The sequence below is a fragment of the Arthrobacter sp. PvP023 genome (assembly GCF_017832975.1).
In the GTDB taxonomy this organism is placed as follows: Bacteria; Actinomycetota; Actinomycetes; order Actinomycetales; family Micrococcaceae; genus Arthrobacter.
The window spans coordinates 3,481,170-3,502,859 of sequence record NZ_JAFIBI010000001.1 but is presented as its reverse complement, the minus strand read 5'-3'; the positions used below and the strand labels follow the sequence as shown (position 1 = coordinate 3,502,859).

The 21,690-nt window shown below is 65.5% G+C and carries 21 protein-coding genes and 3 tRNA genes; 18 read left to right on the top strand and 6 right to left on the bottom strand.

Translation table 11 applies throughout. The features are described from left to right. Complete coding sequence (locus tag JOE31_RS16120) at positions 1-813, bottom strand: DUF1295 domain-containing protein (protein ID WP_209746322.1); 813 nt, start codon at positions 811-813, stop codon at positions 1-3. Positions 814-815: 2 nt separating this feature from the next. Next, positions 816-1,544 (bottom strand): alpha/beta hydrolase, encoded by a 729-nt coding sequence (locus JOE31_RS16115; protein WP_209746320.1) that lies wholly within the window; start codon positions 1,542-1,544, stop codon positions 816-818. 217 nt (positions 1,545-1,761) lie between these two features. Here JOE31_RS16115 and JOE31_RS16110 point away from each other — a divergent pair, with 217 nt between their 5' ends. The 6 genes from JOE31_RS16110 (at position 1,762) to JOE31_RS16085 (ending at position 8,148) form a co-directional block, all read left to right on the top strand. After that, positions 1,762-3,210 (top strand): YibE/F family protein, encoded by a 1,449-nt coding sequence (locus JOE31_RS16110; RefSeq protein ID WP_209746318.1) that lies wholly within the window; start codon positions 1,762-1,764, stop codon positions 3,208-3,210. A 141-nt stretch (positions 3,211-3,351) separates the two neighbouring features. Beyond that, positions 3,352-4,530: a tRNA dihydrouridine synthase DusB gene (dusB, locus tag JOE31_RS16105; protein ID WP_209746316.1), complete on the top strand. Its 1,179-nt coding sequence runs from the start codon at positions 3,352-3,354 to the stop codon at positions 4,528-4,530. Next, the gene (locus JOE31_RS16100; protein ID WP_011691198.1) at positions 4,523-5,812 is read left to right on the top strand and encodes a deoxyguanosinetriphosphate triphosphohydrolase; all 1,290 of its coding nucleotides are present in this window, start codon (positions 4,523-4,525) and stop codon (positions 5,810-5,812) included. Before dusB ends, JOE31_RS16100 begins: the two co-directional genes overlap by 8 nt. Positions 5,813-5,876: 64 nt before the next feature. Continuing rightward, positions 5,877-7,763, top strand: a complete 1,887-nt coding sequence (dnaG, locus tag JOE31_RS16095; RefSeq protein WP_209746314.1) for a DNA primase — start codon at positions 5,877-5,879, stop codon at positions 7,761-7,763. 113 nt (positions 7,764-7,876) lie between these two features. Beyond that, positions 7,877-7,949, top strand: a tRNA-Asn gene (locus tag JOE31_RS16090). A 126-nt stretch (positions 7,950-8,075) separates the two neighbouring features. Beyond that, positions 8,076-8,148: transfer RNA gene (locus JOE31_RS16085), tRNA-Asn, on the top strand. A 58-nt stretch (positions 8,149-8,206) separates the two neighbouring features. Here JOE31_RS16085 and JOE31_RS16080 read toward each other — a convergent pair. The 3 genes from JOE31_RS16080 to JOE31_RS16070 all read right to left on the bottom strand — a co-directional run bounded on the left by JOE31_RS16080 (position 8,207) and on the right by JOE31_RS16070 (position 10,117). Further along, entirely contained in the window at positions 8,207-8,617 is a 411-nt protein-coding gene (locus JOE31_RS16080; protein WP_011691200.1) for a hypothetical protein, read from the bottom strand. A 66-nt stretch (positions 8,618-8,683) separates the two neighbouring features. Then, a complete protein-coding gene (locus JOE31_RS16075; RefSeq protein WP_209746312.1) occupies positions 8,684-8,863 on the bottom strand; it encodes a hypothetical protein in 180 nt (59 codons plus the stop codon). A gap of 30 nt (positions 8,864-8,893) precedes the next feature. Next, on the bottom strand, positions 8,894-10,117 hold the full coding sequence (locus tag JOE31_RS16070; RefSeq protein WP_374100853.1) for a multidrug effflux MFS transporter: 1,224 nt from the start codon (positions 10,115-10,117) through the stop codon (positions 8,894-8,896). A 184-nt stretch (positions 10,118-10,301) separates the two neighbouring features. Here JOE31_RS16070 and JOE31_RS16065 point away from each other — a divergent pair, with 184 nt between their 5' ends. The 6 genes from JOE31_RS16065 to JOE31_RS16040 all read left to right on the top strand — a co-directional run bounded on the left by JOE31_RS16065 (position 10,302) and on the right by JOE31_RS16040 (position 15,687). After that, the gene (locus JOE31_RS16065) at positions 10,302-11,159 is read left to right on the top strand and encodes a phage holin family protein (protein WP_209746308.1); all 858 of its coding nucleotides are present in this window, start codon (positions 10,302-10,304) and stop codon (positions 11,157-11,159) included. Positions 11,160-11,210: 51 nt separating this feature from the next. After that, positions 11,211-11,834: a CDP-alcohol phosphatidyltransferase family protein gene (locus JOE31_RS16060; RefSeq protein ID WP_209746306.1), complete on the top strand. Its 624-nt coding sequence runs from the start codon at positions 11,211-11,213 to the stop codon at positions 11,832-11,834. Next, the gene (locus JOE31_RS16055; protein ID WP_209746304.1) at positions 11,834-12,739 is read left to right on the top strand and encodes a DMT family transporter; all 906 of its coding nucleotides are present in this window, start codon (positions 11,834-11,836) and stop codon (positions 12,737-12,739) included. The genes JOE31_RS16060 and JOE31_RS16055 overlap by 1 nt, the downstream gene beginning before the upstream one ends. Before the next feature lie 108 nt (positions 12,740-12,847). Then, positions 12,848-14,044 carry a glycosyltransferase gene (locus JOE31_RS16050; protein WP_209746302.1) on the top strand — a complete coding sequence of 399 codons (1,197 nt, stop codon included), beginning with the start codon at positions 12,848-12,850 and terminating at the stop codon, positions 14,042-14,044. A 133-nt stretch (positions 14,045-14,177) separates the two neighbouring features. Further along, positions 14,178-14,251, top strand: a tRNA-Ile gene (locus JOE31_RS16045). A gap of 245 nt (positions 14,252-14,496) precedes the next feature. Next, positions 14,497-15,687: an acyl-CoA dehydrogenase family protein gene (locus JOE31_RS16040; RefSeq protein ID WP_209746300.1), complete on the top strand. Its 1,191-nt coding sequence runs from the start codon at positions 14,497-14,499 to the stop codon at positions 15,685-15,687. A 36-nt stretch (positions 15,688-15,723) separates the two neighbouring features. Here the strand turns inward: JOE31_RS16040 and JOE31_RS16035 are convergent, their stop codons facing one another. Beyond that, entirely contained in the window at positions 15,724-16,242 is a 519-nt protein-coding gene (locus tag JOE31_RS16035; RefSeq protein WP_209746298.1) for a murein hydrolase activator EnvC, read from the bottom strand. A gap of 452 nt (positions 16,243-16,694) precedes the next feature. Here JOE31_RS16035 and rpsB point away from each other — a divergent pair, with 452 nt between their 5' ends. The 6 genes from rpsB (at position 16,695) to JOE31_RS16005 (ending at position 21,688) form a co-directional block, all read left to right on the top strand. Continuing rightward, entirely contained in the window at positions 16,695-17,579 is an 885-nt protein-coding gene (rpsB, locus tag JOE31_RS16030) for a 30S ribosomal protein S2 (protein WP_209746296.1), read from the top strand. 135 nt (positions 17,580-17,714) lie between these two features. After that, positions 17,715-18,551, top strand: a complete 837-nt coding sequence (tsf, locus tag JOE31_RS16025) for a translation elongation factor Ts (protein ID WP_011691229.1) — start codon at positions 17,715-17,717, stop codon at positions 18,549-18,551. Positions 18,552-18,699: 148 nt separating this feature from the next. Next, positions 18,700-19,437, top strand: a complete 738-nt coding sequence (gene pyrH / locus JOE31_RS16020) for a UMP kinase (protein ID WP_209746294.1) — start codon at positions 18,700-18,702, stop codon at positions 19,435-19,437. A gap of 111 nt (positions 19,438-19,548) precedes the next feature. Next, the gene (gene frr, locus JOE31_RS16015; RefSeq protein WP_011691231.1) at positions 19,549-20,106 is read left to right on the top strand and encodes a ribosome recycling factor; all 558 of its coding nucleotides are present in this window, start codon (positions 19,549-19,551) and stop codon (positions 20,104-20,106) included. Further along, a complete protein-coding gene (locus tag JOE31_RS16010; protein ID WP_209746292.1) occupies positions 20,106-21,026 on the top strand; it encodes a phosphatidate cytidylyltransferase in 921 nt (306 codons plus the stop codon). The genes frr and JOE31_RS16010 overlap by 1 nt, the downstream gene beginning before the upstream one ends. Before the next feature lie 77 nt (positions 21,027-21,103). Then, complete coding sequence (locus JOE31_RS16005) at positions 21,104-21,688, top strand: DivIVA domain-containing protein (protein ID WP_209746290.1); 585 nt, start codon at positions 21,104-21,106, stop codon at positions 21,686-21,688. The last annotated feature ends 2 nt before the right edge of the window (positions 21,689-21,690 follow it).

Sequence of the window (21,690 nt, the reverse complement as noted above, 5' to 3'; positions counted from 1 at the left end):
TCAGTGGCCGCCTGCCGGCCGGCGCGGCGGCCAGGGGATAAAGCCCGACGTCGACTCGACGTACTCCTTGTATCCGGGCCGGGCGGACATCGCCTTCTCCGTGAGCGGCTTTCCGGTCTTGCCGGCGAGCGCCCAGACCATCAGCGCGGGGGAGAGGATCGTCAGGATTCCGGGCCAGGAGTCCGCGGCAATCAGGAACAGCCCGGTCCAGACGGCGGCGTCCCCGAAGTAGTTGGGGTGGCGGGTGTAACGCCACAGCCCGGTGTTGAGCACTGTCCCCTTGTTGGACGGATCCTTCTTGAACTGTGCGAGTTGCCAGTCGCCCACCGTTTCGAACACGAAGCCGATCACCCACAGGACCACTCCCAGGCCGGCAACCCAGCCCAGGGCGCCGGTGGCGAACATGCCCGCCTGGACCGTGAGGGACACGAAGAACATCACCATGCCCTGGGGCAGGTAGACACGTCGCAGTGCATACACATTGCGGGAGCCAGGGGCGTCGCTGAGCATCGCCTCGTAGCGGGGGTCCTCATGGCCGCCGCGGGCGCGCCAGCCGATGTGCGCACCGAGGCGGAGGCCCCACACGCCCGTCAGCAGCAACAGCAGGAGCCGCCGTCCGTCGTCACCCGTTCCGGCGGAGAGCAGCCACGAGACCGCGGCCACGGCAACGAAGCCGGGCCCCCAGGCCACGTCCATGACGGAGTGCCTCCGCTGCGCCACGGCCACGGCGAAGGTGACCGCCAGGACAGCTGCCACGGCCAGGGCCGTCCAGGGCAGGCTCGCCAGGAATGCGCCGAGGGGAAAATCAGCCATCGTCACAGCACTACCGGAACGCCGGGGTCGGTTGACGGCAGGAGGGCGTCAAATCCGCGGCCGCCGTCCAGTTCCACTCCGGCGGTCTCGGCGAACGCCTTGAGGACAAAGCCGGTAGCGAGGGTGTGCCACAGCCGGACCTTCCGGAACATGAAATGGCCGGCCCCGGCCAGCGAAACATAGCGCAGCTCCTTGGCCCCGGCGGAGGCGCGCCGGGCGAATTTCAGCGATGCGGCGGGGCTGGTCCACCGGTCCGTGGTGCCGTGCACGATGAGCACTCGGCGCCCGGCGACATTCCCGGCAGGGGTCTCGGCGCTCAGCCACGGAGCCAGGGCCACGACCGCATCAACCTGGGGATCGTCGGCCGCGCAAATGGCGGTGAGCCCACCCATCGAGTGCCCCAGCAGGTACACCGGTACGCCCGGGTGTTCCTCGTGGATCCGGGCGAGGGCCCACCGGGCATCCTGCAGCGGTGACATGTCCGGGCCGTTCCAGCCGCGGACACTGTTGCGAAGCGTCCAGACCGCGAGTCCGTGGCCGCCGCCGGCCCGGTGCAGTTGTTTTGCGAAGGGCACCATGCGGGCAGGGCTCAGGTGGCGGGCCTCCACGGGCTCGTAGCTGTGCGAGCGGCCGCCGTGCAGCACCAGTGCCACGCCGCGGGTGACGCCCGCGGCCTCGCGCACCGTCAGTACGGGCTTGGTTCTGCCGTCGTCATTCCTGCGATTACCCATGCGGGCCTCCAGACTCCTTGTCCTACAGTTATAAACCCACGGGTTCCCGTGTTTAGTTCCAATGTCCTGCGCCCTTCCAGCATCCGGGCGCGGCCGAAGTGCCCGGGCGCCCTGCATTCCGGGCTTTCACACGCTATTCGGAGCCGCAGCCCGCGAAGATTGGCAACCGGAGGGTGCCCACGCCCCAGTAAAGTGCAGGCATGAGGTTTTACTGCTGATGGGTGCCGGACACTCGCACGGCCACACAGACCATTCGGATCCGACACCCGGGGCTCTCGCCGCGCGCAAACGGGCCAACTGGCTCCTCGCGGCGGTGCTTATTCCGCTGACGCTGCTGACCCTGGCGGCCATGATCATGATGTGGCCGTCCGGGAACAAGCAGGACCTGAAGCTGGCCAGCCCGTACGCGGCCGCTCCCGGCGTGACGTTCGATACCGGCACGATCCAGCGCGTGGTGGTGGAAAGCTGCACCCAGGGCAGTGCCGGCCAAAACACCACCGTCCAGCCCGGTACGGGGCAGGGCACCGCCCAGGATGCCCCGCAGCCGGGGAACGACTGCACCTTCGCATTTACCGAGCCGGACAAGGGCGGCAACCCGGTCAAGGTGGTGATCAACCCGGACGTGGTGAAATCCCACGGAGTCAAGGTCGGGGACGACATCCGGTACCTGAACCTCTCCAACGCCCAGGGTGCGTCCGGACAGGGTGCGCCTGCCTATATCTTCGTGGACTTCGTCCGCACCCTCCCCATCATCTTGCTGGCCGTCCTTTACGCCGCCGTGGTCATCGCAGTGGCGCGCTGGCGCGGGCTGCGGGCGCTGATCGGCCTTGTGGGCGCCTACGCGGTGTTGGTGACGTTCATGCTGCCCGGGCTGGTGGAGGGAAAACCGCCCCTGCTGCTGGCGCTGGTGGGGTCCACCGTGATCATGATCGGCGTCCTCTACTTCGCCCACGGCTTCTCGGCGCGAACCTCCACGGCATTGCTGGGCACCATGTTCGGCCTGGGCATCACGGCGCTCCTGGCGGCCTGGGCCACCGATGCGGCAAACCTGGCCGGCGTGGGCAGCCATGATGCCGCCACGCTGGCGAACATTTCGGACAATATCTCCATTTCCGGCATCATCCTGTGCGGATTGATCATTTCCGGACTCGGCGTCCTGAACGACGTCACCATCACCCAGTCCTCGGCGGTGTGGGAACTCTACGAACTGGCCCCGGAGACAAGCGCCCGCCAGCTCTTCTCCTCGGCCATGCGGATCGGCCGCGACCACATCGCCTCCACCGTGTACACCATCGCCTTCGCCTACGCAGGGGCGGCGCTGCCCATCCTCATCATCGTGATGCTTTACGACCGCCCCCTGGGCGAGGCGCTGACCAGTGCGGAACTGTCCGAAGAAGTCATCAGGACGCTCGTCGGTTCCGTGGGGCTGGTGCTGGCCATCCCCGTCACCACCCTGATCGCGGTGCTGGTGGTCAAGGCCACCGGGATCAGGCAGCCTGCCGGCGCCGCGGCCCCCCAGCCAGGTCACGACAACGGCAGCGTCCGCCACATGGAAACCGCGGCCGGGTCCGCTGATGCCTTCGAATCGTTCGACACCGGCGGGCTTGCCGCCATCGCTATGACGCGGCGCGCACGCAGGGAAGCAGAACGCCGGGATTCGGAGTAAGTGTCCGGAGCCCTGGCGGCCGCACTAGTGTGGAGTGGCGGGTGCGGGCCGAGTGCTGCGTTCCGGAGCGCAGCACCCGGACCGCACCCACGTAATCGACACCCGGCTCGCCGATTTGCCCGGCTTTGAGACAATGAACGGGTGACTGTTGTAGCGACTCCTCCCGCCCCCAAGCTGGAACTCCCGCCCCTGAAGCTGGGACCCCTCACGGTGGACACCCCCGTGATCCTGGCCCCCATGGCGGGCATTACCAACTCCGCCTTCCGCAGGCTCTGCCGTGAATATGGCGGCGGCATGTATGTGGCCGAGATGGTCACCTCGCGCGCCCTCGTGGAGCGCACCCCCGAGTCGCTGCGCATCATCTCCCATGACGACGACGAAAAGGTCCGCTCCGTCCAGCTGTACGGCGTGGACCCCGTGACCGTCGGGCAGGCGGTCCGGATGCTCGTGGAGGAGGACCGGGCGGACCACATCGATCTCAACTTCGGCTGCCCCGTTCCCAAGGTGACGCGGCGCGGCGGCGGATCCGCCCTGCCCTGGAAGATCGACCTGTTTACCTCGATCGTCCAGACGGCCGTCAAGGAGGCGTCCAAGGGCAACGTCCCGCTCACCATCAAGATGCGCAAGGGCATCGACGAGGACCACCTCACGTACCTCGACGCCGGCCGGATTGCGCGCGATTCCGGCGTCGCCGCCGTCGCACTCCACGGCCGCACCGCGGCGCAGTTCTATTCCGGCCAGGCGGACTGGTCCGCCATCGCCCGGCTGCGCGAGGCGCTGCCGGACATTCCGGTCCTGGGCAACGGCGACATCTGGTCCGCCGAGGACGCGGTGCGGATGGTCCGGGAGACCGGCGTGGACGGCGTGGTGGTGGGCCGCGGGTGCCAGGGCAGGCCGTGGCTCTTCGGGGATCTCCAGGCAGCCTTCGAAGGCAGCGACACCCGCCACAGGCCGAACCTGCGGCAGGTGGCGGAGGGCGTCTACCGGCACGCGGAACTGATGGTGGAAACCTTCGGCGACGAAGGCAAGGCCCTGCGTGAAATCCGCAAGCACATGGCGTGGTACTTCAAGGGGTACGTGGTGGGCGGGGAACTGCGCACCCGGCTTGCCCTGGTCACCAGCCTTGAGGTGCTGCGCGATACGCTGGCCGAACTGGACCAGGATTCCCCCTACCCGGGTGTGGATGCCGAAGGCCCCCGCGGCCGGGCCGGTTCGCCCAAGAAGCCGGCGTTGCCCAAGGACTGGCTGGAATCACGAGCGCTCAACGCCGAACAGTCCCAGGACATCGCCGCCGCGGAACTGGACGTGTCAGGTGGCTGAAACCCGGACCACAGCCCCCGTGCTGCCGGGCTACGAAGCCCACGACTCCGCCCGCTGGGTGGAGGAACCGCCCAAAACCACCTACCGCTCCGACTTCGAACGGGACCGGGCACGCGTCCTGCACTCGTCCGCTCTCCGCCGGCTGGGCGCCAAGACCCAGGTGGTTGCACCGGACACTGACGACTTTGTCCGGACCCGGCTGACGCACAGCTTGGAGGTGGCCCAGGTGGGCCGCGAACTGGGCCGGACGCTGGGTTGCGATCCCGACGTCGTGGACACCGCCTGCCTCAGCCACGACCTTGGACACCCGCCCTTCGGTCACAACGGTGAGTCCGCCCTGAACGAGATGGCGCACGGCATTGGCGGCTTCGAGGGCAACGCCCAGACCCTCCGGCTGCTGACCCGGCTGGAGCCCAAAGTCCTGGCCGCGGACGGAACCCCGGCCGGGCTGAACCTCACGCGTGCCAGCCTTGACGCCGCCGCCAAGTACCCGTGGTCGGCCTTGAACGCTCCGGTGATCCACGGCCAGCGGACCAGCAAGTTCGGGGCGTACGAGGACGACCTGCCTATTTTCGACTGGATCCGGGAGGGAGCGCCGGAACGCAGGTCCTGCCTGGAGGCGCAGGTGATGGACCTCGCGGACGACATTTCCTACTCCGTGCACGACGTCGAGGACGCCATCGTGGCGGGGCACTTCCAGCTGCGCTGGATGGACAACCCGGACCACCGTGCCCGCGTGGTGGGGTACGCCAAGCAGTGGTACCTTCCGCACAACGACCCCGCAGCGATTGACGCCGCCCTGGCCCGGCTGGAGGCCACGGATGTCTGGGTGCGCGAGGCCGACGGCAGCCGCAAGGCGATGGCAGCACTGAAGGACATGACCAGCCAGCTGATCGGCAGGTTCTGCCAGAGCGCGCTGGAAACCACGCGCGCCGTCTACGGCCCCGAGGACCTCACCCGGTACAACGCCGAGCTGATGGTCCCGGACGAAACCGTGATGGAAATCGCGGTCATGAAGGGCCTGGCCACCACGTTTGTGATGACCACCGAGCACCGCCAGCCCATCTATGAGCGCCAGCGCGAGGTCCTGCACGCCCTGGTGACGGCGCTGAACGCCACCGGAGACCGCCACCTCGAGCCGATGTTCGCTGCCGACTGGCGGGACGCGGCCGACGACGGCGCCCGCCTTCGCGTCGTTATCGACCAGGTCGCCTCGCTCACCGACGGTTCGGCGCTGGCCATGTACGAGCGGTTGGTCGGCAGCCTGCCGTCGCTGTGGTAATCGCGCCGGTGACGGGCACCATAACCGGCCAACCGGCGTCGTACCCGGGGACTAGGATGGCTTTGTGGCCGGGCTGATCAAACGCGAAGATATTGACGAAGTACGCCAGCGCACGGACATCAAGGAAGTCGTCGACGGCTACGTCACTCTCAAGGGCGCGGGGCTGGGCTCCTTCAAGGGCCTGTGCCCGTTCCACGATGAGCGCTCTCCGTCGTTCACGGTCCGTCCCCAGGTGGGCAGGTACCACTGCTTCGGCTGCGGCGAGGACGGTGACGTCATCTCCTTTGTCCAGAAGCTGGACCACTCCTCGTTCCATGAGGCCGTGGAAAAGCTGGCCGCCAGGATCGGCTTCGAACTGCGCTACGAAGACGGCGGCACCGGCCCCAGCCGCGAGGACGTGGGCAAGCGCCAGCGCCTCCTGGACGCCCACAAAGTGGCGGACGAGTTCTTCCGCGCCCAGCTGCTGACTCCCGCCGCCTCGGAGGGACGCAACTTCCTGCACGGCCGCGGCTTCGACCGGGCAGCCGCTGAACAGTTCGGCGTCGGCTATGCCCCGCAGGGCTGGGACGCGCTGCTCAAGCACCTCCGCGGCCGGGGCTACACGGATGCCGAGCTGAAGTTGACGGGCATGTTCTCCGAAGGCAACCGGGGAATCTATGACCGGTTCCGCGGCCGCCTGATCTGGCCCATCCGTGACATCGCCGGCGACACCATCGGCTTCGGCGCCCGGAAACTCTATGAGGACGATCAGGGCCCCAAGTACCTCAATACCCCGGAAACCACGCTCTACAAGAAGTCCCAGGTGCTGTACGGCATCGACCTCGCCAAGCGGAACATCGCCAAGGAACGGCAGCTGGTGGTGGTGGAGGGTTACACCGACGTCATGGCCTGCCACCTGTCCGGGATTACGACGGCGGTGGCCACCTGCGGCACCGCGTTCGGCGCCGACCACATCAAGATCGCCCGGCGGCTGTTGTCCGACGACGGCACCGGGGGAGAGGTCATCTTTACCTTCGACGGTGATGCCGCCGGCCAGAAGGCCGCCCTGCGCGCTTTCGAGGAGGACCAGAAATTCGTCGCGCAGACCTACGTGGCCGTGGAACCCACCGGGGCGGACCCCTGCGACCTCCGGCAGGCCCGGGGCGACTCCGCCGTTCGCGACCTGATCAGCAGCCGCCGTCCGCTGTTCGAATTTGCCATCAGGGCCTCGCTGAAGCGGCACAACCTCGACACCGTCGAGGGCCGCATTGCGGCCCTCCGGGAGTCTGCTCCGGTGGTGGCGCAGATCCGCGACGCGGGAATCCGCCCCGGCTACGCCCGCGAGCTCGCAGGGTGGCTCGGCATGCCCGTCGAAGAGGTCAGCCGCGCGGTGGCCGTCGCTGCCAAACGGGCTGCCCAGGGAGACACACCCGCAGGCAGTGGCGCAGCACCCGGCATCGCCGAACTGCCGGCGTCGGGCGTTGTGCCTTCCTTCAACAAGCCCGACCCCCGCGACCCCGTGGCTTCCATGGAGCGGCAGGCGCTGGAAGTGGCGCTCCAGGAACCCGCGATGCTGGCCGGCGGGACCTGGGACCGGTTCAGTGCGGCCGGGTTCCGGACCCCTGCCTACCAGGCCGTCCACGACGCCATGCGCGCCTCCGGGCCGGGGCTGACCGGCGATCCCGTGCGGTGGGTGGAGCAAGTGATGAACGAAGTGCCGGAGCCCCTCCGTCCGCTCGTTTCGGAGCTCGCCGTGGTGCCCCTGCCGGCAAGCAATGCGGAAGGCGTGCTCAGGTACTGCCGGGACATCCTCGCGCGGCTGTTCGAACTGCAGATCACCAGGGTCAAGGCGGACAAGATGGGGCAGCTTCAGAGGCTGGATGCCTCTTCCCATCCTGAAGAGTTCCAGCGGCTGAACCGTGAGCTGATGCTTCTGGAAATGGAGCGCCGTTCGCTGCGTTCCGATGCGTGAACGCGCCTGCGCGAACCCGCCGGAGTAGGGCGGAGCCGCTCCATGCGGTGTCCCGATTTCACTTCTGATTTCGCTTCCAGCCGGTGTGTTTGCTAGGCTAATACCCGCTTCATTCCTCCTTAGCTCAATTGGCAGAGCATTCGACTGTTAATCGAAGGGTTGCTGGTTCAAGTCCAGCAGGAGGAGCGCGCAGTCCCCGTTCCGGGTCACCGGAACGGGGACTTTTTTATACCCGGGCGGGGTATTCCTCCATGCTGTGGCAGCCGATTTCACATTGGGGCAAAACCTTTGCTAATGTCATACCTGCTTCATTCCTCCTTAGCTCAATTGGCAGAGCATTCGACTGTTAATCGAAGGGTTGCTGGTTCAAGTCCAGCAGGAGGAGCGGACGGGCCCCGCGGCCGGCGAATAGCCGGCCGCGGGGCCCTTTTTTTATTTAGAATTCAGACGAAGTCCATCTCCACCTGCAGGAAGCGTTCTGCCTCGTCGATGGCGGCACGGAACGCCTCCTCCTCGGTCGGGGACTTGCGCGGCTCCCGGGGATGCCATTCATGCGGCGCTGAGTGCACCCTGGTGAAGCCGCTGTTCGGCGGGGCATAGAAGATGCCGAACCGCTGCACGGGCCACTCCGGGGACGTTTCCGGGGCCACTAGGAGCGCAGCGTTGAACGCGGGGTTGAACCACTGGGCGATGGGACGGCGCCGGTCCTCAGTGAAAAGTCCGGCGGCGTAAAGTGCTGCCGACTGCGGACTGGTCTGTGCGCACAACCGCTCCCACCACAGGGGCAGGATGCCGGTGTCGCATCGCTGCCACGTGGCCGGAAGGGGCGGGTGATGCTGCTGCCAGTCGGGCACAAAACAACTTTATCGCGCGGGCAATTGCCGGAACAGGGCCACTAAGCCCGTTCGCCCGGAGACTTGTCAGGGCCGGTTCCATGGCCCCGGATTGACCCGGTAGAGGAGCGCGGAACCGGCGATCGCCCCCAGGATGATGCCCATCGCCGGGTTGCCCATCGCCCTCCCGGCGAAGTAGCCGGCGATGCCGCCGATCACCGCGCCGAGGAACAGCCCCCTGCGGTTGCGGTTAAGTCTCTTGGCCATGGCTTCAGCGTACCGGGACGGCTGCGGGAGCTAGTGGATGGAGGGGACCGTGCGGGGGCGGACCACCAGCCACAGTGCCGCCGCGGCCATCAGGATGCTCGTGGCCTGGACTCCGCCCATGACAGTTGCCGAGATGTCGCCGAACCAGCCCACCACCGGGGAGACTATGCCGGCCATCATGAAGGTTGCTGCTCCCAGTAGCGATGCCGCCGTTCCTGCCTGCGCCCCGTGCTTTGAGAGGGCAAGGACCTGGACGCAGGGGAAGGTGAAGCCTGTGCCGAGGATGTAGAACCAGAGCGGCACCATGACGCCCCAGAGCCCCAGGCCGAGCTGGTCGAAGATGACTATCAACACCGCCATCAGGAACATCCAGGCGGTGGAACAGGCCAGGATCCACTGCGGCGGAACCCGCCGGATCAACCGGGAGCTGGTCTGTACGCCTGCCACGATGCCCAGCGAGTTGATGCCGAACAGCAGGCCGTACTGCTGCGGCGAGAACCCGTACACATCCTGGAACAGGAAGGGAGAAGCGGACAGGTAGGCAAAGAGCCCGGCGAAGTTCATGCCGCCGAGCAGCAGCAGGCCCACGAAAATCCGGTCCGAGAAGAGCAGCTTGTAACGCTGGCCCGCCGTCAGGCCTGATTTGCCCCGGAGTTCGCGGGGGAGGGTTTCGCGCACCAGCAGGATGGCGGCGATGATCACCAGCGTGCCGTAGCCGGCCAGGAAGTAGAAGATGCCCGGCCAGGGCATGACCAGCAGGAGCTGGGAGCCGATGACCGGCGCCAGGATCGGGGCCAGGCCGTTGACCAGTGCCATCCGCGAGAACATCCGCACCATGGCGTATCCCGTGAAGAGGTCCCGCACCATGGCCATTGCCACCACGCCGCCGCCGGCAGCGCCGATGCCCATCAGGACCCGGAACAGTCCCAGCGTGGCCAGGTCCGTGGACAGCGCGGCGCCGAGCGAAGCGCTGATGTGCAGGGCCGTGGCAAGGATCAGCGGAACCCTCCGGCCGAACTTGTCGCTCAGCGGCCCCACCACGAGCTGCCCCAGCGCAAAGCCCACGGTTGTCCCGGTCAGCGTGAGCTGCACCTCAGCCTCGGACACCCCGAGGCTTGCCTCAAGGGCCGGGAACGCCGGCAGGTAGAGATCGATCGTAAATGGTCCCAGTGCAGTCAGGGCGCCGAGGAGGAGGATGTATAGGATTTTCCGGTTGCGGCTCAGGGAGTCGCCCGGATTGGCGGGAATGCTCACAGGCACCAATCCTATGGCGCTCAGATCATACTTTTACAGCGTTGGAGGGCGCGCCACGGGTTATTAGCCGAAGAAGGGGCCGAACCTGAATGATAGTTTTGTCAACGGGGAGTGTGTGAAGCCGCGCAGGCCCCCGGAATCCGACGGAATCCGAATCAAAGATGGAACCAGTTAGGCGGGATCGATGAGCGGACGACACAGCGGCCGGACAACCAGCGGATTGAGTATTGCGGCGCTGCCCAAAACTCTAAGGCTGGTTGCCAAACTCGCGCCACGGCAGCTCAACGACGAAATCGCCCTCGCGAAGATCGAGCTGAAGCGCAAGGGCATCCAGGTCGGGGTGGCTGCAGCGTTCCTGGCCGTCGCACTGGTGTTTGTCGCCTTCCTGGTCACCGGACTCATCGTTGCGGCCATCATGGGGCTTGCCACCATCATGCCGGCCTGGCTGGCAGCCCTGCTGGTATGCGCCGTCTTCCTTGTCATCGCCCTCATCGGCGCGCTTATCGGCATGAGTAAATTCAAGAAGGCCATGCCGCTTGTGCCCGAGGACACGATCCGCGGACTCAAGCATGATCTCGGCATCGTGAAGGAAGGCTCGGAATTCAACCCGGCTGTCCTGGATCCGACGTCCGAGCAGGCCAAGGCCGCCAAGGCCGCCAAGGAAGCGAAGGCGGCTCAGGAAAAGGCGGAGAAGGAGGCCAAGGCCGCTGCCGAAAAGGTTGACGTGCCCGCCCCCACGGAAGCCGAACTGCGCAGCAGGCTGGACAAGCGCCGCCGGCACCTGACGGGCGTCCGCGACGAACTTGGCGAGGAACTCGACGTCAAGACCCAGGCGCAACTCCTGCTCGGCGCCGCCGAAGCCGGCCTGAAATCCGGCAAGGTCCGTGCCAGCCACCAGGCAGAAACCCTCAGCCGCTCGGCAGCCAACCTGCTGAACCGTGCCGGCGAGAGCCAGGCCGGAGCGCGCTGGAAGCCGCTGGCTGCACTCGCGGCATCTGCCGCCGTATTCGTAGTCCTCCTCCGCAAGCTCCTCAAAGGCTAGCGTCACCGGCACCACCCAGGCAGTCGAAGCGGGAAGGGAAGGAGGTTAGGGATGAAGTTCATCAACGCGGGCGCACGTCCGGGCCAGCGGCACGTAGACAGCGACGCCGTCTTCACCATCCCCAACATCCTGACGGTGGTCCGGTTCATGGGCGTGCCGCTCTTCATCTGGCTGGTCCTGTGGCAGAAGGAGTATGCCCTCGCCACGATCGTGCTGGTGATCATGGGCAGCACGGACTGGGTGGACGGGTACATCGCCCGCCGCTTCAACCAGACGTCCAGGCTGGGCCGGATCATGGATCCTGTGGCTGACCGGATGGCCCTCATTGCCGTCGCCGTCACCCTGGTGATCGCCGGCGTCGTGGAGTGGTGGTACCTGACGGCGCTGGTGGTACCCGATGCCATCCTGATGGCTGTTTCGCTGTTCTACTTCCACAGCCACCCGGATCTGCCCGTCAGCCGGATCGGCAAGATCCGCACTGCGCTCCTCCTCGTGGGCACCCCGCTGCTCGTGCTGGCCAAGCTGCCCATCCCGCTGACCGAAATCTATTTAGTGGCGGCATGGATCTTCCTCAGCCTCGGGCTGATCGGCCACTGGGTGGCCGGCTACAACTATTTCTGGGCCATCATCCGCAAGGGCAGGCTCAAGGCCGCGAACGACGGCGGACGCGGCTGATGGTGTGGCTCGCCGTCTTCCTGGCGGTGCTGGGCGCGTTTTGCCTGGCCATCGGCGCGCAGCGCCAAGGCAGCGCGGTCAAAGCAGATACGGGCGGTCTTGCGCTCAGCACGCACGGTTTCCTTCGCCTTATCCGCAATCCGCGCTGGGTCTTCGGGCTCCTGCTGCTCTGCGCAGGCATGGCGATGAACGCGGTCGCCCTCGTGTCGGCGCCGCTGACGGTGGTCCAGCCGATCGGAGCCATCGCCCTGGTCATCACCACAATCGTCAACGCCAAGGACCAGGGCCTGAGCATCAACCGGGCCACGGTGGTGGCCATCTCGGCGTGCGTCACCGGCTCGGCGATGTTCGTCCTGCTGGCAGTCAACGTGACGCAGGAAAACCACCATGTGAGTTTCGACGACGAACTCACCATCGTGCTGCTGCTCGCCCTCGCGGTGGGCGTCTTCGGCACGCTGGCGCTGGTGTTCAAGCACCGGATGAGCGCCTTTATCTACATTCTCGGGGCGGGGGTGCTGTTCGGATTCGTGGCAGTCCTGACCCGCATCATCGGCAAGCACCTGCTCGACCCCAACGGGCTGGTCCTGCTCAACGTGCAGTGGTATTCGGTGGTGGCCATCGTGGCGGCCGGCGGGCTGGGCTCGTGGTTTGTCCAGTCGGCGTACTCCGGCGGGCCGCCGGACCTCGTCATAGCCGGACTGACGGTCATCGACCCCATTGTTGGAATCGCTATCGGCATCGCCATCCTGGGCGAACTCCGGCCGGATGTCCACGCCGTGCTGGCGATTGCCATGGGGGCGGCCGCTTCCCTTGCTATCGTGGGAGTAATCGCCCTCTCGCGGCACCATCCCGAAGTGACCAAGCGCAAGAAGGACGCGCGCAAGGCCGCAGGGCGTGTGTCCTAGGGGCGACTGATACCCAGACTTCACCAGAAGTCCCGGCGCGACAGCGCCGGGGGCCAGCCGGCCGCCACAGCAGCGCTGACCGCACCGTGACCACCAGGAGCTCTCCACGTGACCTTGCCCGACAGCCAGCAACCACTCACCATCCTGATTGCTGCGGACACCTACCCGCCCCACGTCAACGGAGCCGCGCAATTCGGATACCGGCTGGCCAAGGGAATGACCGCACGAGGACACAATGTCCATGTGCTTGCGTGCCGGCCGGATAAGGGCAAGAGCTTCACCGAGTTCCGTGCAGAGGGCACCGTGCACCGGATCCGCTCCCATTCAGTGCCCACGCACGAGTACTTCCGCATCACCTTCCCGTGGGAGATCAAGAAGGAAATCAGCCTCCTGTTTGACCGTGTCAAGCCGGACGTGGTGCACATCCAGAGCCACTACATGATCGGCGAGCATGTGCTGTACGAAGCCGAGCGGCGCGGCGTGCGGATCATCGCTACGAACCACTTCATGCCGGAAAACCTGAACCCCTTCCTGCCGTTTCCGCAGTGGTTCAAGGACATCGTGGGACGCATTTCCTGGAAGGACATGGGCAAGGTGATGGGCCGGGCTGACGTCGTCACCACGCCCACGCCGCTCGCCGCCAAGGCCATGCACCAGCACGCCTTCCTGCGCAAGGTCCTGCCACTCTCCAACGGCATTGATTCGGCTGCCTATGAACTCCGCGAGGGGGAAGTCATCGAGCGGCACCCGTATCCCACGGTGCTGTTCGCAGGCCGCCTCGCCGAGGAGAAGCACGTCGACATCCTCATCGACGCGGTGGCAAAGACCCCGGCTGAGCTGAATGTCCACCTGGAGATCGTCGGCGGAGGCGAGGTCCGCGCCGCCCTCGAAGCGCAGGTGGCGCGGCTGGGACTGGAATCGCGGGTGAAGTTCCTGGGCCTGGCCAGCGACGCCGAATTGCGCGAGGCCTACATCAAGGCGGACCTTTTCTGCATGCCGGGAACAGCTGAGCTCCAGTCCCTGGTCACGCTGGAGGCCATGTCCGCTTCCACCCCGGTGCTGCTGGCCGATGCAATGGCGCTGCCGCACCTGGTGCGCGACGGCGAAAACGGATACCTCTTTACCCCCAATGACAGTGACGATCTCGCCGCCAAGATCACGCGGGTCCTGGAGCTTCCGGCCGAGGACCTTGCCGCGATGGGCAAGGCCAGCCGCTGCATGGTGGAGCCGCATAGTATCCAGGGAACGCTGCAGACGTTTGAAGATCTTTACCGCGGGGCCACTTACGACGACAAAGTGATGTAATCTCCTCGCCCTGCCACCCCATGCCGCCGGCGCCGGGGTGCTGGTGCGCGTAACAGGCGAATACTATTGCTAGAGTGTTTTTGCCCCGGATCTGCCGCGGCTCCCTGCGGAGCCGGCCGTCCGCGGGGCGCACGGGGCTATAGCTCAGCTGGTTAGAGCGCGGGACTCATAATCCTAAGGTCCTCGGTTCAAGTCCGAGTAGCCCTACAAGAAGTTACAGCGACCGGCTTGCGGAGCCGGGCGCCTATGCCGATTGGGCCCCCTCCAGGGAGCCGTGGCCGATGTTCAGACATCGGCCACGGCTCTTTTTTGTTTGCCGCGCCGGGCGGGGAAAGGCCCCTGGTCCGCTTGCCCGCCACCCTCCGCTGCGGTATGTTACTCATCAGTAACTTAACCCGCCGCGGCGACTCCCGCGTCTTCTGGTCGCTGCTGATCACACGTGAAGGAACAACATGTCCAAAGCTGCAATCGACATCAATAACCTGCCGTACGCCGACGGCGACTTCTTCGCGTTCGAGCAGCTGCTCAGCGGCAAGGAACGCGACCGGCTGGCCGAGGTCCGCGAGTTCCTGGACCGGGAGGTCAAGCCGATCGCCGTCGATTGCTGGAACCGGGCCGAGTTCCCGATGGACCTGATCCCGAAGCTGGCCGAGATCGACCTGGTCAGCCCCGTCCGGCGCCAGGGCTACTCCAACCTGTTCGCCGGCATCCTGCATGCCGAAGCCACGCGTGCGGACACCTCCATCGCCACCTTCCTGGGTGTGCACGACGGCTTGTTTACCGGTTCCATTGAAGCCCTCGCCTCGCAGGAGCAGCAGGAGGCCTGGCTGCCGGACATCTACTCGCTGAAAAAGATCGGTGCCTTCGGCCTGACCGAGCCGCTGGGCGGTTCCGACGTTGCCGGCGGTACCCGCACCACTGCCCGCCGTGAGGGCGGCAACTGGATCCTCAACGGCGCCAAGCGCTGGATCGGCAACGCCACCTTCTCCGACTGGGTGGTCATCTACGCCCGTGACGAAGCCGACAACCAGGTCAAGGGCTTCCTGGTTGACACCAAAACCGAGGGTTACAGCGCCACCAAGATTGAAAACAAGATTTCGCTTCGGACCGTCCAGAACGCCGACATCACGCTCGACAACGTCGTGGTGCCGGACTTCTTCAAGCTCGCCCATGCGAACAGTTTCCGGGACACGAACAAGGTCCTGAAGGTGACTCGCCTCGCTGTCGCCTGGCAGGCCGTCGGCCAGCAGCTGGCAGCCTTCGACGTGGCCCGGCGGTACGCCGTCGAACGCAGCCAGTTCGGCCGGCCCATCGCTTCCTTCCAGCTCGTCCAGAACCAGCTCGTCCAGATTCTTGGCAACGCAGTTAGCTCGATGGGCATGATGGTCCGCTTGTCCCAGCTTGAAGACGCCGGCGAGGCGAAGGACGAGCAGTCGGCCCTGGCCAAGGCCTTCACTACGGCCAGGATGCGCGAAAGCGTAGCCATCGGCCGCAGTCTCCTCGGCGGCAACGGCATTGTCACAGACTTCGAGATGGCCAAGATCTTCTCTGATGCCGAAGCGATCTACTCCTATGAAGGCACCCACGAGATCAACACCCTGGTGACGGGGCGCGCCATCACCGGGATTTCGGCGATCGTGTAGCCGGTCCGGATCCTGTGCCCCTGCGGCCCTCCGCCCTCAACCTCGTCCACCCACGGGAAGCAGGATGGAGGGCCGCTGGTCTGTCACCAGGGAGAGCGGATTAATGTACTCCTCGCCGCGGCGCACGCCCCAGTGCACGCACGGCAGCGACCCGCAATGGCCGGTCGCCACCGTTCCGATGACATCCCCTCGTGACACCGCAGCCCCGCTCGAGAGGCTGCTCTCAACCGGCTCGAAGCTGCTGCGCAGGCCGTTGCCGTGATCGATGGTGATCACGGGCCTGTCCACGACGACGCCCACGAACGAGACGGTTCCCGACTCGGGTGCGGTGACCGGGGCGCCGTCGGCCGCTGTCCGGAGGTCCACCCCGCGGTGTCCGCTCATCCACGGCTTGTCCGGGGGATCGAAGGCGCGTACTACTGCCGGCTTGGGTGCCAGGGGCCAGGCCCAGCTGCCGGGCACAGTGGCCGCACCCGGCGTTCCGACCGCGCCGGAGGCCGGCGCGATGGCTGAAACGGAGAGCAGGATGGCGGCCGGGATGGCTCGGGTTTTCATCACCCCAGCCTGCGATCCCGGAGTCCGGGCCGGAAGGTGCCGGCGCCGCTATGTGGACAAACGGGGGAGGCCTGAAAATGGTCCGATCCTGCGGGGACGCTGTAGTACACTTGACGGAGCAGTTTGCTGTGCCCTCAACGATGCCCGGCCGGCGGTTCATGCCACCTCTTGGTCGCCTGGTCCTTCCGGACGTTCTAGTCAGCACGTCTCATTCAGAGGTGTGGGGGAGCAGCGGCTGACTACGCGTATCCAGCCCTCCCGTTCCGAAGCCCCGGCTTCAGGCTGCGGAGGATTGCGCCTCTTGCGGTCAGGACCGGCAACGGTACTGATGAGAAGTGCAATGGATGCCAGGAGCAACGCCCGCCTGGGCGAAGCTAATCAACCGTCAACTATTGGCAGGGTAAGAGAGCCATGGGCTCTCTCATGAATGACCTGCCGGAAGGAGCGTCGGCATGCCCGTCGTAACTATGCGCCAGCTGCTTGACAGCGGCGTCCACTTTGGACACCAGACCCGTCGTTGGAACCCGAAGATGAAGCGCTTCATCTTCACGGAGCGCAACGGCATCTACATCATTGACCTGCAGCAGTCGCTGTCCTACATCGACCGTGCCTACGAGTTCGTCAAGGCCACCGTCGCACACGGCGGCACCGTTCTCTTCGTCGGCACCAAGAAGCAGGCGCAGGAATCCATCGCCGAGCAGGCCACCCGCGTTGGCCAGCCGTACGTCAACCAGCGTTGGCTCGGCGGTATGCTGACCAACTTCCAGACGGTCTCCAAGCGCATCCAGCGCATGAAGGAACTCGAAGAGATCGACTTCGACGACGTCGCCGGCTCTGCGTACACCAAGAAGGAACTGCTGCTCCTTCGCCGTGAACTCACCAAGCTCGAGACCAACCTCGGCGGTATCCGCAACCTGACCAAGGCACCTTCCGTGCTCTGGATCGTGGACACCAAGAAGGAACACCTCGCAGTTGACGAGGCCAAGAAGCTGAACATTCCGGTTGTGGCCATCCTGGACACCAACTGCGATCCGGACGAAGTCGACTTCCCGATCCCGGGTAACGACGACGCCATCCGCTCCGTCAACCTGCTGACCCGCGTTGTTGCTGACGCTGTTGCCGAGGGCCTGATCGCCCGTAACCAGCGCGCAACCGGCACCACGGAAGCTCCGGAAGAGCCGCTGGCCGAGTGGGAGCGCGAGCTCCTCGAAGGCAGCAAGTCTGAAGAAGCTGCTGCTCCGGCCGCTGCAGAAGAAGCTCCTGCCGCCGCAGAGGAAGCCCCGGCAGCTGCCGAGGCAACCGAGCCTGCAGCCGGCGAAGCCGACGCTGCCAAGTAGGCAGACAAGTAAATCTGGACCATCCCCGGCACTGTCCGCAGTGCCGGGGGTTTCTGACAGGATGGCCGCTCACTTGGTGAGCCGCCGTCCTGTCAGTCCGTACACCACACAAAATTTCTAGACAGAGGGGTTCACATGGCGAACTACACTGCCGCTGATATCAAGGCTCTGCGTGAGCGCACTGGCGCCGGCATGATGGATGTCAAGAAGGCTCTTGACGAAGCCAACGGTGACGCCGAAAAGGCCATCGAAATCATCCGCATCAAGGGCCTGAAGGGCGCTACCAAGCGTGAAGGCCGCTCCACCGCTGAAGGCCTGGTTGCTGCCAAGGTCGCCGGCGGCGTTGGCGTGATGATCGAAGTTAACTGCGAGACCGACTTCGTGGCCAAGGCTGACAAGTTCATCCAGCTGGCCGACAAGGTCCTGGCCGTCGCAGTCGAGTCCGGCGCAGCCGACATCGAAACCCTGCTGGCCACTGAAGTTGACGGCAAGCCGCTGTCCGAGGTTGTCGTCGAAGAGGGCGCAATCCTGGGCGAAAAGGTTGTTGTCCGCCGTATTTCCCGCCTCGAGGGCGGCACGGTTGACGCTTACCTGCACAAGACCTCCAAGGACCTCCCGGCCCAGGTCGGCGTCCTGTTCGCTGTTGACGGCGAAGGCGAAGCAGCTGCAACCGCAGCACACGACGTCGCTGTCCACATCGCCGCCATGGCTCCGAACTACCTGACCCGCGAGGACGTTCCGGCCGACCTGGTTGAGTCCGAGCGCCGTATCGCCGAGGAAACGGCCAAGGCCGAGGGCAAGCCCGAGGCAGCCATGACCAAGATTGTGGAAGGCCGCGTGACGGGCTTCTACAAGGGTGAGGTGCTGGTTGACCAGGCATTCGCCAAGGATGCCAAGAAGTCTGTGGCGCAGGTCCTCGAAGAGGCCGGCGTCAAGGGCACCGCATTTGCGCGTTTCCGCGTCGGTTCCTAGTTAGACACGCAAAGGGGTGGTCACTTCGGTGGCCGCCCCTTTTGCATGCAACCGCAGCCTTCGGGGCTGCACATAAGGCCCTGGGAAATGACACCTTTGGCCATCGGGCACGATAACCTAGCTCAGAGCTCATTTACGGGAAGGCACCATGGAAACCGTCAACAATTCTGTCCAGTCAGAGAAGAGCCGGCGTCGCGTCCTCCTGAAACTCTCCGGCGAGGTCTTCGGCGGCGGAAAGCTGGGCGTTGACCCGGACACCGTCCGCGGAGTCGCCAAACAGATCGCTGCAGCAGTTCCCGACGTCGAGGTGGCGATCGTCGTAGGCGGCGGCAACTTCTTCCGCGGCGCGGAACTCTCCCAGAGCGGCATGGACCGTTCCCGTGCCGACTACATGGGCATGCTGGGCACTGTGATGAACTGCCTCGCGCTCCAGGACTTCCTGGAACAGGCGGGAGTGGAGACCCGCGTTCAGAGTGCCATCACCATGGGCCAGGTCGCTGAGGCGTACATCCCGCGCCGGGCCATCCGCCACATGGAAAAAGGCCGCGTCGTGATCTTCGGCGCAGGAGCCGGACTGCCGTACTTCTCCACTGACACCGTGGCTGCCCAGCGCGCGCTGGAAGTGCATGCCGACGTCGTCCTGATGGCCAAGAGCGGTGTGGACGGCGTCTACACCGCCGACCCCAAGAAGGACCCTGACGCCGAAAAGCTCGACCACCTCAGCTACGACGACGCCCTGCGCCGCGACATCCGTGTCATGGACCAGACCGCCATGACCATGTGCAAGGACAACAACCTCACCATGGTGGTTTTCGGCATGGAAGGCGAAGGCAACGTGACCCGGGCGATCCGCGGCGAGCAGCTGGGCACCGTAGTCACCCCCTAGCAACGGCTAGGATGATTTGAGGAAGGCCGGCCCGCAGGGCGGGCCGCAAAGACGGAACGAACCGTGCATTGCTCCGGCCAGCCGGAATGCACCAATTTCTGAGGAGAGACCGTGATCGAAGAGACCTTGCTCGAAGCCGGGGACAAGATGGACAAGGCAGTCGAGGTAGCCAAGGAAGACTTCGCGTCAATCCGTACCGGCCGTGCCACGCCGGGACTCTACAACCGGGTGCTGGTGGACTACTACGGTTCGCCCACCCCGCTGCAGCAGCTGGCATCGTTCGCCGTTCCCGACGCCCGCACCATCCTGATCACCCCGTTCGACAAGACGGCCCTGCGCGACATCGAGCGGGCCCTTAGCGATTCCGAGGTGGGCGCCAACCCCTCCAACGACGGGAACGTCATCCGGATCACCATCCCGGAGCTGACCAAGGAACGCCGCAAGGAATACGTCAAGATCGTCAAGGCAAAGGGCGAGGACGCCAAGGTGTCCATTCGGAACATCCGCCGTAAGGCAAAGGAAACCCTGGACAAGCTGGTCAAGGACGGCGAAGCGGGCGAGGACGAGGGAGCGCGCGGCGAGAAGGAACTCGACGCCCTGACCAAGGCACACGTAGACGGCATCGACGATCTGCTCAAGCGCAAGGAAGCCGAGCTGCTCGAGGTCTGATGGATCAGGCACAGCAGGCACCCGGACCCAGGGTCCGGGTCCGGGGGAAGCAACGCTCCAACCCGACGCCCAAGGCCGGAAGGAACCTTCCGGCCGCCACGGCGGTGGGTCTCGCAATGCTTTTCGCCGTATTGGGGGGTCTCCTGTTCCTGCCGCTCGGATTTGTCCTGGTCACCACCACCTTCGCGGTGTTCGGCGTCTGGGAAATCTTCCGGGCCCTTGAGGTCAGCGGCACCCGTTTGCCCATCATCCCGGTGATGGTGGGCACCGTGGGAATGCCGCTGGCTGCATACTTCGGCGGACTGGAAAGCCTGCTGTTCGCGCTCCTGGCAAGCAGCGTAGCAGTGCTGCTGTGGCGGACCATCGAGAGCGCCGCGGGATCTGCCCGCAGCATCTTTGCCGGGGTCTTTACGCTGGCCTGGGTTCCCTTCTTCATCAGTTTCGCGATCCTGCCGCTGCACGGCGTGGGGAGCGTGACGCCGGTAGGCCTGTGGCCCGGTGGAGTGGTTCCGCACGGCGCGTGGCAGATCGCCACCATGCTCCTGCTGGTGGTTTCCAACGATACTTTCGGCTATCTGGTGGGGGCGTCCTTCGGAAAGCATCCCATGGCGCCCAAGATCAGTCCGAAGAAATCATGGGAAGGGTTCGCAGGCTCCATCGCGGGCGCCATCGCCGTGGGTGTCCTGGCCTGCCTGTTCCTGCTGGACAAGCCCTGGTGGGTGGGTGTGGTGCTCGCCGTGGGCATGGTGGCTGCGGCAACCATCGGGGACCTCTCCGAATCGATGGTCAAACGGGAACTCGGCATCAAGGACATGAGCAGCATCCTGCCCGGTCACGGCGGCGTCATGGACCGCCTGGACTCAATCGTGTTCGCCTCTCCGGCGGCGTTTATTCTGTTCACGGCTGTCTCCGGCGCCTAAAGCGCCCTGCCCGGAAACATCCCGGCACCTTAGACTGGTGCGGAGCAAAACAGCTGAACAGCACTGAAGGAAGCAAAGTGACAGTGGACATTCAACGGCAGATACCTGCGTCTTTTGACCGCGTGCAGCGGAACGAATACGGCTACAACGCCAAGCAGGTGGACCAGTTCCTCCAGCGCGCACGGGTTTCTTTCGAGAATCCGGGAGCTGCCGCACAGGTCATCAAGAGCGCCGATGTCAGGGCGGTCTGCTTCGATCCGGTCAAAGGAGGCTATGCCGCGGCCGGTGTCGACGCCGCCCTGGACCGCCTGGAAGACGCCTTCGCGCGGCGCGAGCGTGATGAGCTCATCGAAGCCCGCGGCGAGGACGCCTGGCTCCGTGAAATCGGCAAGCTGTCCGGTCTCCTGCGGGGGAGGCTCCACCGCCCCGACGGCGAACGGTTCCGCCGGCCGGCGGGCGGACGGGTTCGGAGCTACAACACCGTGGACGTTGACAACCTGTGCCACGACCTCATCGGCTATCTCGAGAACGACCAGCCGCTCAGCGTCGACAATGTCCGCCGCGCCGTCTTCCGCCAGGCCAAGGGCAAAGACGGCTACGAGGAAACCCAGGTGGACGCCTTCCTGGACCGCGTCGTCGAGCTCATGGCTGCCATCGACTGATC

Excerpts from the sequence above, each read along its gene's own strand:
- JOE31_RS16120 (WP_209746322.1), bottom strand. The coding sequence starts at position 813 with ATGGCTGATTTTCCCCTCGGCGCATTCCTGGCGAGCCTGCCCTGGACG.
- JOE31_RS16115 (WP_209746320.1), bottom strand. The coding sequence starts at position 1,544 with ATGGGTAATCGCAGGAATGACGACGGCAGAACCAAGCCCGTACTGACG.
- JOE31_RS16110 (WP_209746318.1), top strand. The coding sequence starts at position 1,762 with ATGGGTGCCGGACACTCGCACGGCCACACAGACCATTCGGATCCGACA.
- JOE31_RS16075 (WP_209746312.1), bottom strand. The coding sequence starts at position 8,863 with ATGGCCAAGAGACTTAACCGCAACCGCAGGGGGCTGTTCCTCGGCGCG.
- JOE31_RS16065 (WP_209746308.1), top strand. The coding sequence starts at position 10,302 with ATGAGCGGACGACACAGCGGCCGGACAACCAGCGGATTGAGTATTGCG.
- JOE31_RS16060 (WP_209746306.1), top strand. The coding sequence starts at position 11,211 with ATGAAGTTCATCAACGCGGGCGCACGTCCGGGCCAGCGGCACGTAGAC.
- JOE31_RS16055 (WP_209746304.1), top strand. The coding sequence starts at position 11,834 with ATGGTGTGGCTCGCCGTCTTCCTGGCGGTGCTGGGCGCGTTTTGCCTG.
- JOE31_RS16040 (WP_209746300.1), top strand. The coding sequence starts at position 14,497 with ATGTCCAAAGCTGCAATCGACATCAATAACCTGCCGTACGCCGACGGC.
- JOE31_RS16035 (WP_209746298.1), bottom strand. The coding sequence starts at position 16,242 with ATGAAAACCCGAGCCATCCCGGCCGCCATCCTGCTCTCCGTTTCAGCC.
- rpsB (WP_209746296.1), top strand. The coding sequence starts at position 16,695 with ATGCCCGTCGTAACTATGCGCCAGCTGCTTGACAGCGGCGTCCACTTT.
- tsf (WP_011691229.1), top strand. The coding sequence starts at position 17,715 with ATGGCGAACTACACTGCCGCTGATATCAAGGCTCTGCGTGAGCGCACT.
- pyrH (WP_209746294.1), top strand. The coding sequence starts at position 18,700 with ATGGAAACCGTCAACAATTCTGTCCAGTCAGAGAAGAGCCGGCGTCGC.
- JOE31_RS16010 (WP_209746292.1), top strand. The coding sequence starts at position 20,106 with ATGGATCAGGCACAGCAGGCACCCGGACCCAGGGTCCGGGTCCGGGGG.